This is a genomic window from Aquirufa sp. ROCK2-A2, from assembly GCF_054558485.1.
This window is the reverse complement of the sequence record NZ_JBPXKA010000006.1, coordinates 34,766-49,686: the sequence shown is the minus strand read 5'-3', so window position 1 is coordinate 49,686 and position 14,921 is coordinate 34,766. Positions and strand designations below refer to the sequence as shown.

General features: G+C 34.5%; 12 protein-coding genes. 7 read left to right on the top strand and 5 right to left on the bottom strand.

The window, feature by feature from the left end; genetic code table 11:
• Positions 1 to 82: 82 nt before the first annotated feature.
• Both rpsT and radC read left to right on the top strand, forming a co-directional pair.
• A complete protein-coding gene (gene rpsT / locus V7S76_RS09015; protein ID WP_459509764.1) occupies positions 83 to 340 on the top strand; it encodes a 30S ribosomal protein S20 in 258 nt (85 codons plus the stop codon).
• 86 nt (positions 341 to 426) lie between these two features.
• The gene (radC, locus tag V7S76_RS09010) at positions 427 to 1,131 is read left to right on the top strand and encodes a RadC family protein (RefSeq protein ID WP_459509763.1); all 705 of its coding nucleotides are present in this window, start codon (positions 427 to 429) and stop codon (positions 1,129 to 1,131) included.
• Positions 1,132 to 1,284: 153 nt separating this feature from the next.
• Here radC and hisB read toward each other — a convergent pair whose 3' ends face one another.
• Complete coding sequence (gene hisB / locus V7S76_RS09005) at positions 1,285 to 2,397, bottom strand: bifunctional histidinol-phosphatase/imidazoleglycerol-phosphate dehydratase HisB (RefSeq protein WP_459509762.1); 1,113 nt, start codon at positions 2,395 to 2,397, stop codon at positions 1,285 to 1,287.
• A 111-nt stretch (positions 2,398 to 2,508) separates the two neighbouring features.
• Here hisB and V7S76_RS09000 point away from each other — a divergent pair, with 111 nt between their 5' ends.
• The 4 genes from V7S76_RS09000 (at position 2,509) to V7S76_RS08985 (ending at position 10,026) form a co-directional block, all read left to right on the top strand.
• The gene (locus V7S76_RS09000; RefSeq protein ID WP_459509761.1) at positions 2,509 to 3,756 is read left to right on the top strand and encodes a hypothetical protein; all 1,248 of its coding nucleotides are present in this window, start codon (positions 2,509 to 2,511) and stop codon (positions 3,754 to 3,756) included.
• 191 nt (positions 3,757 to 3,947) lie between these two features.
• Complete coding sequence (locus V7S76_RS08995) at positions 3,948 to 5,750, top strand: DEAD/DEAH box helicase (protein ID WP_459509760.1); 1,803 nt, start codon at positions 3,948 to 3,950, stop codon at positions 5,748 to 5,750.
• 102 nt (positions 5,751 to 5,852) lie between these two features.
• Positions 5,853 to 8,564 (top strand): PSD1 and planctomycete cytochrome C domain-containing protein, encoded by a 2,712-nt coding sequence (locus V7S76_RS08990; RefSeq protein WP_459509759.1) that lies wholly within the window; start codon positions 5,853 to 5,855, stop codon positions 8,562 to 8,564.
• 4 nt (positions 8,565 to 8,568) lie between these two features.
• Positions 8,569 to 10,026, top strand: coding sequence for a DUF1501 domain-containing protein (locus tag V7S76_RS08985; RefSeq protein WP_459509758.1), 1,458 nt, complete (start codon positions 8,569 to 8,571; stop codon positions 10,024 to 10,026).
• Here V7S76_RS08985 and V7S76_RS08980 read toward each other — a convergent pair.
• Complete coding sequence (locus V7S76_RS08980) at positions 10,018 to 10,437, bottom strand: hypothetical protein (protein WP_459509757.1); 420 nt, start codon at positions 10,435 to 10,437, stop codon at positions 10,018 to 10,020. The two genes, V7S76_RS08985 and V7S76_RS08980, sit on opposite strands and share 9 nt — an antisense overlap.
• Positions 10,438 to 10,469: 32 nt before the next feature.
• Positions 10,470 to 10,856 (bottom strand): Co2+/Mg2+ efflux protein ApaG, encoded by a 387-nt coding sequence (gene apaG / locus V7S76_RS08975; RefSeq protein WP_459509756.1) that lies wholly within the window; start codon positions 10,854 to 10,856, stop codon positions 10,470 to 10,472.
• Between the two features lie 27 nt (positions 10,857 to 10,883).
• Between apaG and ung the strand changes: the two genes are divergently transcribed.
• The gene (gene ung / locus V7S76_RS08970; RefSeq protein ID WP_459509754.1) at positions 10,884 to 11,567 is read left to right on the top strand and encodes a uracil-DNA glycosylase; all 684 of its coding nucleotides are present in this window, start codon (positions 10,884 to 10,886) and stop codon (positions 11,565 to 11,567) included.
• Here ung and V7S76_RS08965 read toward each other — a convergent pair.
• Positions 11,564 to 11,860, bottom strand: coding sequence for a DUF4286 family protein (locus V7S76_RS08965; RefSeq protein ID WP_459509753.1), 297 nt, complete (start codon positions 11,858 to 11,860; stop codon positions 11,564 to 11,566). The genes ung and V7S76_RS08965 overlap by 4 nt on opposite strands.
• Positions 11,857 to 14,820 carry an FAD-binding and (Fe-S)-binding domain-containing protein gene (locus V7S76_RS08960; RefSeq protein ID WP_459509752.1) on the bottom strand — a complete coding sequence of 988 codons (2,964 nt, stop codon included), beginning with the start codon at positions 14,818 to 14,820 and terminating at the stop codon, positions 11,857 to 11,859. The genes V7S76_RS08965 and V7S76_RS08960 overlap by 4 nt, the downstream gene beginning before the upstream one ends.
• Positions 14,821 to 14,921: the final 101 nt, after the last annotated feature.

Here is a 14,921-nt window from a genome sequence, read left to right as displayed (position 1 = left end):
TTTTTGGGTAGGTATTGTTAATATTAATCATATTAGTTATTTTTGCATTTCAATTTAAAAGAAAGAGTAATTATTTAACATAATGGCAAATCATAAATCAGCAATCAAACGTATTAGAGCAAATGAAACAAAACGTTTGCGTAATCGTTACCAACACAAATCTACTCGTACCTTAATTAAGAAATTAAGATTAAGTACAGATAAGGCTTTAGTGTCAGATTTATTCAAACAAGTTTCATCTGCATTGGATAAGCTTGCAAAAAAGAATATCATTCATAAAAATAAAGCAGCCAATCAAAAATCAAAATTAGCAAAGTTTGTTAATAAGGTTGCTGCTTAAAATACGATTATAAAGTAGTTGATAAAACCCCGTTTATGACGGGGTTTTTTGTTAGATATCGTTTATGTTTGTGAAAATTAAATTTCATGAATTACCAAACCTCTAATAGAAAAATATCAAATATTCGTGTAGAAGATCGCCCTAGAGAAAGATTACATTTGAAAGGTCGAGAATCATTAGCCATTGAAGAATTATTAGCCATTTTGATTGGTTCAGGCATCCCTAATAAATCGGCGATAGAATTGGCTAATGAAATGTTAGCATCCATAGACGGGAATCTTAATCAATTATCCCGTTTCAATCAATTTGACTTCATGAAATTCAAAGGAATAGGCAAAGCCAAGGCTTCTTTGTTGGTAGCTGCTTTGGAATTGGGTAGGAGAAAGGTTGATTTTGATACGAGCGTTGAAATTGATTCAATTAAAAGCTCAAAAGATGCATTTCGTATTTTACAGCCTCGTTTAGGAGATTTAAATCATGAGGAGTTTTGGATCATTCATATGAATCGAGCTGCAAAAATCATCAAACTAGAAAGTCTTAGTAAAGGGGGCGTGGCGGGTACTGCAGTGGATTTAAAATTATTATTTAAATCAGCTATTGAACAAATTTCATCATCTTTGATTCTAGCGCACAATCATCCTTCGGGTCAAATACAACCAAGTCAAGCGGATAAAATTTTAACGAATAAAATTATAGAGATAGGTAAATTATTAGATATCCAAGTTTTGGATCATTTGATAGTCACTGCTAATAACTATTTCAGTTTTACCGATGAGGGAATAATGCTGTAAAAAAAAAGAGGGAATTATTTCCCTCTCTCTTTGTAAATTTTTTGAAGTTTTGAACCTACCACAAATGCAATGGCAAATAAAATAATAAAAAATGCTGCTCCTGAATATCCCATTTTATTTGAATTTTAATTTTGACAAAATTACGTAATTTTATTAAAGTAATCCTTTTGTACTAGGTAAAGAATCTAAATTTTTTTGATCTCTGGTAATGGCCATTCTGATTGCTTTTGCAAACGCCTTAAAAATGGCCTCAATTTTATGGTGTTCATTTTCGCCTTCAGCCTTAATATTCAGATTGGATTTGGATGTATCAGAGAATGATTTGAAAAAATGCGAAAACATTTCGGTTGGCATTTCTCCAATTTTTTCTCTTTTGAATGAGGCATCCCATACTAACCAGTTTCTACCAGAAAAATCGATGGCTACTTGCGCCAAACAATCATCCATCGGTAATAAGAAGCCATATCTATGAATGCCTTTTTTATTGCCTAAGGCAGTTAGAAAAGCTTCTCCAAGAGCTATACCTGTATCTTCAATAGTATGATGTTCATCTATATGTAGGTCTCCATCCACTGTAATGGCAAGATCCATGTTTCCATGTTTGGCTATTTGGTCTAACATATGATCAAAAAATGCAATTCCAGTATGATTATTAGCCAAACCTTTACCATCCAAATTTAATTCAATATGAATTTTGGTTTCATTGGTGTTTCTTTCATGTACGACTTTTCTTTCGGGAAGTCGTAGAAAAGTATAAATGCTATCCCAATTGTCGCATTGCAGTGCCAAGGAATCATTTAAATCTGAAGGAATTTGGATATCATTGAGGAAAATAGCTTTTGCTCCTAAATTCTTAGCCAATTCGATATCTGTCAAACGATCCCCAATGACCAAGGAATTAGTTAAATCGTATTCATCGGAAAAATACTTGCTTAACATGCCAATTCCAGGCTTTCTAGTTGGTAAATTATCGCTTGGGAAACTTTTATCAATATGAATGTCTGAAAAAGAAATACCTTCGGATGCTAAAATTTGTAACATTTTATGTTGAGCTGGCCAAAATGTTTCTTCAGGAAAAGAACTGGTTCCTAAACCATCTTGATTGGTTACGATGACCAATTCATAATTCGTCTCTTGATGAATTTTTTTCAAATTGGAAATAACATTTGGAAGGAACTCCAATTTTTCCAAACTGTCAACTTGCTGATCAATGAGGGGTTCTATAATTAGCGTACCATCTCTATCTATAAATAATACTTTTTTCATTTTGCAAATGTACAAAATCCACGATTGTAGTTTGAGAAAAATAAAAAATAAGATGTGATTCATGCGAATAATTGTATTAATCGCAGTAGTTTTGTATTTGATTTTGATAATATGAACGACAATTTTGATATACTGAAAGAAGAGGAAAAAGCACTTGTAATAACTAATTTGAGTTCTTTACTAGGGCAAGAGGAAGATTTGATTCGTCAGTTATATCCTATTTGGAATTCGATCGCCTTAGCTAGTATTTTAAAATTATCTCGAAATCGAATTCGATATTCTGCCCTTCAGAATTACATCCTTAAAAACACATTGCCTAAAAATGATTTGGAATTATTTATTCATAGTCAAGGCAATAAATTTTCATCTGAATCAATCTGCAATTACGGAGAATCTTTGATGGGAATTCTAATTCCCGATAAAAAAAGTGCCTTAGCCAATGCGATGTCCAATGATTTACATTGTAGAAGTTCACTCATTTTAAAGGGTTTATCGGTTGTTTATGCTCTATATGGCCAATTTTTAACAATTGATGGTACAGAATTATTGGATGATTGGAAATCTTTTGTTGAGTATTTTGGTGATTTTAAAAATAATCTTTTTGATTCAACAGTTCCTCATCGTGTACAGAAATCCATTTCTGAAATTCTACTACTATCGGAAATATATAAAGAATCAACCCTATTGGGTATTTCGGAAGATAATGATCTTCCTTTGACACCTCTCGTAAAGAAAGAAAATATATTTGTTCGTAGCAAATGGGCAATTGTTGCAGTGCTTAGTATTTTAGTCTTATCTGGTCTTACTTATTTCATGGTAAATAAAAATGCTGATGTAGAAATTGTAAACAGTGATATTGACGAGGTGATTCCGATTGATTCTTTGAATCGTTTAAATGATAGTTTGACGAAAGCGGTTTTGGATTCCACTCAACTAAAAAAGGATTCTCTTATCACGTTGACTTGGCCTAAAGGCAAAGAGTTTCAGATACCTTCAAGTTCAACTTTAGTAGATATTCACAGTTATTTATCTGATTCTACGAAATTAGAAGGTATTAAATTACCCTGCTTTGAAATATCTTTTGATGATAATACGGATCAAATTGTTTCTAGAAATGAATATATTTTCAAAAGGCTTGCTGAAGGATTAAATCGTTATAATAAGGTTAATCTAATCATCTATACTTTTTCCGACAATGGTGCTGAATCTGCATTAAAAAGAGGTTTTTATCTGAAAAATCGTTTAGTAGGGGAAGGTGTATCACCTAAAAGGTTGGAAGTGAAAACGGGAAAATCAGGAGTCGAAAATGATAATTCCAGAGCTTCAAAAGATCAAATTATTTTGGAGTTTAAAAAGTAGAGATTATTGAAATAATACAATTAATTTGTTTTATGTTTTTTAATAGGGTATCTTTGTAGTTAATAAGTACAAATACATCCTCACAACTCTTTTTACATATATTGTAAAAATTCCTTTCCTTTATTTAATAGGGGGCTATCGGCAAGAGTTAATTATGGATGTGTTCGGGCATCATAATTAAAAATAAAAAAATGAGTCAACAAATTCGCTTTGATTCTCTTCCATTGTCGGAAGGGATACAAGAAGCTGTAAAAGAAATGGGTTTTGAATTCGCTTCACCCATTCAATCTGAAGCTATTCCATTCGTATTAGAGGGCCGTGATGTTATCGGTCAAGCTCAAACAGGAACAGGTAAAACTGCTGCGTTTGGGATTCCAATGATCGAACACATTGTTCCTTTCGAAAAATATGTTCAAGCGATCATTTTATGTCCAACTAGAGAGTTGGCACTTCAGGTAACTGAAGAAATGAAAAAACTATCAAAATTTACTAAAGGTGTATGGGTGACCACTGTTTACGGTGGTGATTCCATTGAGCGTCAAATTAAATCCTTAAAAGCTGGTGCCAACATTGTAGTAGGTACTCCAGGTCGTGTCATTGATTTAATTGAACGTCGTGCCTTGAAGTTAAATCAAGCGGCGATGGTTGTTCTTGATGAAGCTGATGAAATGTTAGATATGGGTTTCAGAGAAGATATCGAAAGTATCTTGGAAGAACTTCCCAATGAACGTCAAACCGTTTTGTTTTCGGCTACTATGTCGAAGCCTATCATGGCTTTAACTTCCCGTTTTTTACAAAATCCTAAATTGGTGAAAGTTGTAAAAAATGAAATCACCAATGTTAACATTGAACAATTATACTTCGATGTGAAAGGACGTGCTAAAATGGAGGTGACTACTCGTTTAATTGATTTTTACGGACTTAAGTTGATGTTGATTTTCTGTAATCAGAAAAAACGTGTTGATGAAGTTGTAGAAGAATTAGTATTGCGTGGTTATTCGGCAGAAGGTTTGCATGGTGATTTGAGACAAACTCAAAGAACTCAAGTAATGAATCGTTTTAGATCGGGTGCTGTCAGTATACTCGTTGCAACAGACGTTGCAGCACGTGGTTTGGATGTGGATAATGTAGATGCTGTTATCAATTATGATATTCCATTAGATGAGGAATATTATGTACACAGAATTGGTCGTACTGGTAGAGCAGGTAAATTTGGTAAAGCATTTACCATGGTGGTTGGTTCAGAAAGAAATCGTTTGCGCGAGATTATGAATTATACCAAAGTTAAAATTGACAAAGGTGTTATTCCTTCTTTTTCAGATGTAGTTGGTGTTAAAAAGGGCATGTTTATCGAACGTGTTTCTTCGGCCATTCAAGCAGGTGATTTAGAGATGTTTGATGATGTTTTACAGTCGTTGCAACATGCAGGTTACTCAACTGAACATGTTGTTGCAGCCCTTGTTAAAATGAATATGGGTGTTCAGAAGAATGAATTTGCTGATGAAAACCTAGATGGAGAATTTGAACGTCAATCTAGAAAGTTTGGTCGTGAAGAAAGAGGCGGAGGATTTCGTGGTGAAAGAGATGATCGTAACTCTAGAAGAGGCGGTGGCCGTTTTGAAAGAGAATCATCTGGTGGCCGTTTTGGAGATCGCGATCGCGGAGGAAGAGACAGAGATCGTGGAGGAGATCGTGATAGAGGACCACGTGGACCAAGAATGGACCGTGAAGGAAAACCATATCGTTCGGATGAAAACATGGTTAGAATGTTTGTCAACATTGGTTTCAACGAAAAAATTTCTCCTTCTAATATCGTAGGCGCCTTTGCTGGCGAATCAGGTATTCCAGGAAACGTTTTGGGCCAGATTCAAATTGAAAATAAACATACCTATGTGGATGTGCCTAAAGAATATGCGAATGTTGTCTTAGAAAAGATGTCAGGAGCGCAAATTAAAGGAAAACGAGTTATGGTAGAAATTGCCAAGCCTGTCTAAATTCTTTGCAATAATTAGAGCGACAAGAAATTGTCGCTTTTTTTATGCCTTATTCAGTAATTTTTTCGTTAATTTTCCTTTTTGGTATAGTTTATATATTCGATGCGTAAAGGAAATATTTATTGGTTGATAGTTGTATTAATTCCCACCGTTATTGGGGGAATTTTTATTTCCTCATCGGATAAGGGGCAATCTTTAAGTTATTCAAACGATGTTAAACCAATTATCAATAAACATTGTATCTCTTGCCATGGAGGTGTAAAGAAACAAGGTAAATTTAGTTTATTGTTTCAAGAGGAATCTCTTCAAATTACAGCTTCGGGAAAACCTTCTATCATTCCATTTCATCCTGAAAAATCGGAGTTTATCAGTCGATTACACTCAAAAGACATGGATGAAAGGATGCCGTTGAATAAAGAACCCTTGTCTAAGGATGAAATTGAAATTTTAACTCGATGGGTAAAAGAAGGAGCAAAATGGGAAACACATTGGGCCTATTTGCCCGTTACCAAGCCTAATATACCTTCCGTTAAGAGTTTATGGGATCGAATAGCCTTTTGGAAAGATTCCCCCGTAAAAAATAATATTGATGAATTTATTGTTGAAAATTTAAAGAAAGAGGGACTTTCGCCTAGTCCGATGGCAGATAAACACCTTTTGGTACGTCGACTTTCTTTGGATTTACTTGGTTTGCCTCCCACAGAACAAATGGTGGTAGATTTTGATTTAGTGACCAACCAAAGTGAGTATGAAAAATTTGTTGATCAACTGCTTTTATCTCCCGCATTCGGTGAAAAGTGGGCTTCTGTATGGTTGGATTTAGCAAGGTATTCGGATAGTAGAGGATACCAAAAAGATAATGGACGTACCATTTGGCCATACCGCGATTGGGTGATCAAATCATTTAATCAAAATTTGTCATTTAGAGATTTTATTCAAAAACAGTTGGCCGGGGACTTGATGAAAAACCCCAGTGATGATGATTACATAGCCACCAGTTTTCATCGAAATACCATGAATAATGATGAAACAGGAACGGTTGATGAAGAATTTAGGGTTGCAGCCGTCATTGATCGGGTGAATACAACTTGGGATGCTTTTCACGGTACATCCTTTTCTTGTGTTCAATGTCATAGTCATCCTTATGATCCTATTCGACATGATGAGTATTATAAATTCATGGCTTTTTTGAATAATACACGGGATGAAGATACAGGAGATGAGGCTCCTAATATTCGTCAATTTAAATCGGAAGATCAAACTAAATTAAAGGATTTTCAACATCAAATAGATCATATACCTGCTAAGGAAAAGCTTTATTTAAACCGATTTGTTAAATTTTTAGAACCTAGATTTCATGCGCATTATGCAGATAATTTTGTTAACGGGGCATTATTAGGGGGTGTTCAAATTGGTTTACGTAACATGGGTACCTGTCGTGTTCCCAATATTAAGACTGACTCAGTCAGTCAAATGTTAATTCAATATACTTCTAAAAATCCAGGTGGCATACTTCGGATTAGAGAAGGATCTGTCCAAGGAAAATTGATTTTTCAGACCAAGTTGGATACTTGTTCTAAGTCCAGATTTTTGACCATCAAATGGCCAAAATCAAATGGAAGAAAAGATTATTATTTGGAAGCTGTTAACCAGCGCTTAGCTGGTCAAGCAGAAGATGTTTTTCGTATTTCTTGGTTCGCATTTATGCCAAGCTTATCACTTAGCAAGGAATCGTACGGACAATTTTTGGACTTGCTAATGACTAAAACCGATAATTTTCCCATTTATTTAGAAATGCCTAAGGATTATCAACGAAAAACGAAGGTATTTACTCGCGGAAATTGGCTAATGTTAGGTAAAGAAGTGGATCCAGATGTTCCTGCTTTTATGCATAAATTTAAAAATGAATGGCCGAAAAATCGTTTAGGTTTGGCCAAATGGATAACCGATTCAAATAATCCTTTATTTGCTAGAAACGTAGCTAATCGATTTTGGGAACAAATTTTTGGCTTGGGAATTGTGGAAACCTTGGAAGATTTCGGTTCACAAGGGTCAAAACCTTCTCACCAAGAGCTTTTAAATTACTTAGCATATCAATTTATGTTTAAATATGATATGAAACCTAAGGAGTTGATCAAAGAAATTGTCTGTTCAGGGACCTATCAACAATCATCCAAAGTTTCTAATAAACTTCTTCAAATGGATCCTCAAAATAAATTTTTAGCCAGAGGACCTAGATTTCGATTGTCAGCAGAGCAGGTAAGGGATCAAGCTTTGGCCATTGCCGGGATGTTAAATAAAAAAATGTATGGCAAACCCATTATGCCGTATCAACCGGAAGGTGTTTGGCAGGCTGTAAATAGTAGTCTAAAATGGAAACAAGATTCGACAGATCAACAATATCGACGAGCTATCTATATTTTTACTCGTAGAACGGGTCCTTATCCTAGTCAATTTACCTTTGATTCTCCCAGCAGAGAAGTTTGTATGGTAAGAAGAATAAGAACGAATACTCCTTTGCAAGCCTTGGTTTTATTGAATGATCCTGTATTTGTTGAGATTTCCAATCGACTAGCAAGACAAATGCGAAATATGACTCAAAAAACGTTGGAACAAAAAATTGAAAGCTTGTATGTAAAAATGTTTTGGCATTCAATGGATAGTAAAGATTTAACTACCTTGGTGCGTTTGTATCATTCAGGCTTTGATCATTATAAAAAGATTCCCAAATTTAAGCAAGAAGCTGATTTAAAATCTTTAGAGATTGTCGCCAGCGCGATGTTGAATTTAGATGAATTTGTGACAAAACTGTAGAAGGATGGAAAAGGAATTAGAAAAACGAGCATTGGATTACTTAACTAGGCGTCATTTTCTTAGAACTTGTTCGACAGGTATGGGGATGATGGCTTTAGGTTCCATGTTGGGTTCATGCGAAAATACGGCTGAATCTTCCAATCAGGATGTATTAACAAAAATCTCTGAAATATTACCTAAAGCAAAACGCGTTATTTATATTCATAAAGCAGGTTCGCCTTCTCAATTAGAGCTTTTTGATTATAAACCTGAATTGGTTAAATGGCATGGAAAAGATTGTCCGGCTGAATTATTAAAAGGAAAAACGTTTGCCTTTATTCGTGGAGTTCCTAAAATGTTAGGTCCTCAAGGGAAATTTAATCAGTTCGGTGAATCAGGAGCTTGGGTTTCCGATTATTTACCTCATTTTCAAACGGTTGTGGATGAAGTATGTTTCTTAAAAGCCATGTACACCGACCAGTTCAATCATGCACCTGCACAATTGTTTATGCAAACAGGTAGTGCGAGATTGGGAAGACCAGGAATGGGTTCTTGGGCTGTTTATGGATTAGGTTCTGAAAATGCTAATTTACCCGGTTTTATCGTTCTGACTTCCGGTAATAAATATCCAGAAGCAGGGAAAAGTATATGGGGGAGTGGATTTTTACCATCTATTTATCAAGGAGTACATTGTCGATCGACAGGTGAACCCGTATTGTTCGTAGAAAATCCAACAGATGTTTCGCGTGACATCCGAAAAAATACCATTGATGCAATCAATGAAATTAATCATCGAGAATACGAAGAATATCAAGATCCTGAGATTTTAACGCGTATTTCTCAATATGAAATGGCATTTAGAATGCAGGCAGAAGTCCCTGAAGTGATGGATATTGCGGATGAACCGGCATATATTCATAATTTATATGGCACCACCATTGGACAGCCTTCTTTTGCGAACAATTGTTTATTGGCTAGAAAATTAGCGGAAAATGGGGTTCGTTTTATTCAGCTGTATGATTGGGGTTGGGATACGCATGGTTCAAATGCTTCGGAGGCTTTAGAAATTGGCTTGAGAGATAAATGCAAACAAACGGATCAAGGTATGAGTGCTTTGTTATTTGATTTAAAACAAAGAGGGTTATTAGAGGAAACATTGGTGGTTTGGAGTGGAGAGTTTGGTCGGACACCCATGCAAGAAAATAGAGATAATAAACCAGCTCCTTTCATGGGTCGCGATCACCACCCAGACGCGTTTACTATTTGGATGGCTGGTGCAGGAGTGAAGAAAGGATTTACCTATGGCGCTACGGATGAAATTGGTTATTCAGGAGTAGAAGGACGTGCCCATATTCACGATTTACAAGCTACCATTCTGCATATTTTAGGATTAGATCATGAAAAATTAACCTATCCATTTCAAGGTCGTAATTTCCGATTAACAGATGTAGCTGGCAAGTTGATAAAACCTATCTTAGCTTAATTTTTTTAAGTAAAAATGCTGTTTGGGTGCTATTTTGTCTATTGTTAAAATTCCTAAATCAAAAATATCGATACTGAAATTGATATTTGAATGATTAATCAATTTATCCCACTTAGCTTCAGATTTTAGATGTGGTTGGTAAATCAAAATAATACTTCCTGAAAATTGACTCCAATTTTCAGTTAATTTCAATGAAAATAATTCAAGGTCATTTTGGTCTAAGAGAATTAATTGATTTTTGTAATCAATGCTCGTTGACGAAAAATGGAAAGGAGCTAGATGATAATAAGCACTTATCTCAATGATTATTTTTTGATAGTCAAATCCATTCAACAAATGTGGATTTAATACATCAGAATAAAGTTTGAAGACAAAGGGGGAATGCAAACCATGTGCGGTTTGTGCTTTCAAATTGAACTTGAGTCGTTTGAAAAAAGGTGTCATCAGTTAAGCGCAAACGTTGGAATTAATTCAAAAGGAGGGATGATCACTTTGAAGGATGATTTAGTATCTAAATTTAAAAAATTATAGTGACCACTCATTTGACCGAAATTACTGATTAATGGACACCCCGAACTGTAGGTGAATGACATTCCAGGTTCAATGACAGGTTGCAAGCCAACAACGCCCAATCCATTGACATTTTCTGTATTACCTGCTCCATCAACTATTTTCCAAAATCGACTGATTAACTGGGCAGGTTGCTCACTAAGATTTTTGATTGTAATTTGGTAAGAGAAATAGAATTGATAAGGGCGCTGAATTTCATAATCCAATATTTGTGTGGTTTTAACTGACACGAAAAATCCATTATAAATTGATTCAGGCATTTTTGAAATGTTAAAAAATAAATTGATATGGGTGTAAATTTACCTGAATTATTATTAAATGATTGGAAATTTGAATTGAAAAATCAGTTTACCAAGGAATATTTTATTAATCTTCAAAATTCAATTGATATAGAGTTTAAACAAGAAACGGTTTATCCACCTTTGGAATTCGTTTTCAATGCCTTTAATTTAACATCTTTTGCCGACACAAAGGTCATTATTATTGGACAAGATCCATACCATGGGGCAGGGCAAGCACATGGTCTTTGTTTTTCTGTTCCAAACCACCTCGCCATTCCGCCTTCTTTAAAAAATATTTACAAAGAATTAGCGATAGAATATAATCATGTTTTTCAAAATTTCAATGGTAATTTAAGTTCCTGGGCTTCACAAGGTGTTTTCTTATTGAATGCTATTTTGACAGTCAGAGCAAATCAAGCAGGTTCTCACAGTCATTTGGGTTGGCAAAATTTAACTGAGCAGATCATTCATTTATTAAATACAGAAAAAGAAAATTTGGTTTTTATGCTTTGGGGGAATTTTGCTCAAAAATTAGGAAAGCAAATCGATAGAAACAAACATTTGGTTTTGGAAGCACATCATCCTTCACCACTTTCTGCCAATAAAGGAGGATGGTTTGGACACAATCATTTTATTAAGGCCAATCAATATTTAGTCCAAAATGGAATACAACCCATTGATTGGATTTAGATTTTTTTTAATTGGCTGGGAAAATAGACATATTGATTCGCAAATTCTTGTAGGAAAAATTCTGAAATAATGGATTCAATATATACTTTTTGAGCCTCATCAAAATTGGGTAACCAAAATTGTAAGCTAAATCCTTTTGAATCCGGTTCTTGGTGCGATTCAATTTCAAATAAATAGACATTTTCAATAAAATTCTGCTTAATCAAGGTAGGCAAAATGATTTGTTTCAAAGCAACAATGGCTTTTTCTTCGATCGATTTTTCAACAAAAAGGGATACGTTAAATTGAATCATGATTGGAATTTTTTGTTTAGTAAAGCATCATATAAGATTTCTGCTGTATGATATGAATTGTGTTCAATTCCATCTTTAATTTGATGCCTGCAAGAAGTACCATTGCTCGCCACGGTTTTTGTACCTTTTGCCTCGAGTATTTTAGGAAATAGGACAAGATTGGCTATTTTATTCGACATGTCAAATTTATTCTTTTCGTATCCGAATGATCCTGCCATGCCGCAACATCCGGTTGGCATTAATTCAACCTGGTAATTTTCTGGTAACGATAAGGCAATTCTGGTGGATGTTAATCCAGCAATTGCTTTTTGATGGCAATGACCATGAAGAAGAATTTTCATTTCCATTGATGTGAATTGAGCAGAAGTTATTTTTTTGCCTTTTATTTCATTGGCAAGGAATTCATCCAACAACAAACAATTGGGTTTGATTTTTAAGGCTGCTGGTTTTAATTCATCATCGACCAAAACTGGTATTTCATCTCTAAAGCTTAATAGAGCACTTGGCTCTATTCCAATGAGCGGTGTCTCTTGGTTTATGATATCTTGTAAAATACTTATATTCTGATTAGCTAATTCTTTAGCCTCTGCTAACATACCTTTGGAGATATAACTTCTTCCACTAATAATTTCTCGAGGTATTCTCACTCCATACCCTAATTCATTTAATAAAAGAATCGTTTTTTTTCCAATTTCGACATCATTGTAATTGGTAAATTCATCTACAAAAACATAAACAAAACCATTTGTGAAATTTTCCTGATTATGTTTTTTAACATATTTATCAAACCAATTTTCGACACTAGTAAAATGAACTCTTGGTAAACTTCTTTGCCAAGCAAAACCAAGTATGGATTTAATAGGCCAACTGGTTAATGGAAAAGATATGATGAAATTATAGAATGGCGCAAATTTACTAGCTAATTTTTGCGTATCAGGAAATTGTCCGACTAATCGAGTTCTGAAGGGGATGCCAGATTTTAGATAGGTTTGTTGAAGTGTTTCAGCTTTTATTTTTGCTATATCTACACCAGATGGACATTCTGTTTGGCAGGCCTTACAAGAAAGGCATAAATCAAGGACTTCTTGTAGTTCCGGATGGCTATAATTTGATTCATCATGGCTAAGTACTTGTCTAATTATATTCGCACGGGCTCTAGTACTATCTTTTTCTTCTAAATTAGCCATGTAACTTGGGCACATGGTACCTCCGCTTAAATGACTTTTCTTGCAATCACCAGATCCTGAACATTTTTCTGCCAATGCAAGTGGCGATTTTATTTCTCCATAATTGAAAAACAAGGATGATTTCGAGGTTTCTTTTATTCCAATGGCATGACGGAACTGTTGATCCATTGGTGGGGAATCAACGATTTTTCCAGGATTGAAAATATGTTGTGGGTCAAATAAATTCTTTAACTCTTTGAAAATCTGATACAATTCTTTTCCCATGATCATAGGAATAAATTCTCCTCTCAATCTTCCATCACCATGTTCTCCACTCAAAGATCCTTTGTATTTTTTTAAAATTTCAACCGTTTCTGTTAAAATTGTTCTAAACAATCGAACACCTTCTTCCGATTTTAAATTAATAAATGGTTCTATGTGTAATTCGCCTGCACCTGCATGTGCATAATAAGCTGCTTTGACCTGATATTTATTTAATAACTCTTCAATTTCTGCGACATAATTGGGTAAGTCGGCAGGATCAACGGCACAATCTTCAATTAAATTAACCGCTTGTTCATTACCAATTAAATTTCTGATTAACCCCAAACCTGCCTTTCGAATATTCCATCCTTTGTTGATATCATCTTGAAATAAGGTTGGATGCGCATAAGAAAAATGATTGGCTTTTAATTTATCGACAAATAATTCCAACTTTTGATATAAATCTTTAATACCATCCGCTCTAAATTCGACCATTAAGATAGCGGCTGGTTTTCCAACGATAAAGCTTCTATCTTCATTAAATTGAGGATGTCCTTCTGTAAAGGACAAAATAAAATCATCCACTAATTCGGAAGCTGTTGGATGACATTCCAAAGCCAATAAATTAACCAAGAGAGCTTCATTTAAACTATTGCAATGAACACAAACTAATGCCACCTCTTTTTCAGGCAAGTCCATAAGATTTAATTTCATCGAATGGACTATCGCTAATGTACCTTCGGAACCAGTTAACAAAGCTGATAAATTAAATGGCTTTCCTTCCGGATTAAAAGGTTGCATGTCAATCAATGCATCCAGCGCATAACCAGTATTTCGGCGTTTTACGCTAGCTTTAGGGAAATTATGTTTAATTAATTGACGAATTTCATCATTATTTAAGAGTCGATGTAATTCTTTATAAATCTTGCCTTCCAGATTATTTAAAGCTGTTTTTTTGTAAAATTCTTCATTGGTTAATGGATGCGTATGAATTTCACTTCCATCAGATAAAAAAGCTCTCGTCTCTAGTAAATGATCACGAACATTTCCCCAAACAATTGAATGAAGTCCACAGGAATTATTCCCCAACATTCCACCTAATAATGCCCGATTAGATGTAGAGGTTTCAGGGCCAAAAAATAAATTAGCATGAGCGATTTGTTTATTCAAATCATCTCTAATTATCCCAGGTTCAACCCAAATGGATTTTTCTTTTTTATTTAGGGAAATTATTTTTGATAAATCAGCTGATAATTCTAATACTATACCATTTCCAACCACTTGACCTGCCAAGGAAGTACCTGCACCTCTAGGAATAAGACTTGTTTTCATTTTGTGTGCAAAATGAATTAGGCGTTTGATATCTTTTGTTGACTTTGGAATTGCTACCGCACTAGGTTCCACCTGGTAAACAGAGGCATCAGTAGCGTAGATTTTTTTTATCAAATTAGATGTTGGAGAATCATTGAAATACAATTTTCCTTCAAACAAAAGGGATAAATTTTTTATATCTGAATTATTCCAAGTCATGTTAATTTTTAAATCAGGTTAAAGTTACTAAAATCCAATCTTACCACCATATTACCATTCACGGATTAATGTTTCAAATTGTAAATTAAATAAGCATTCTT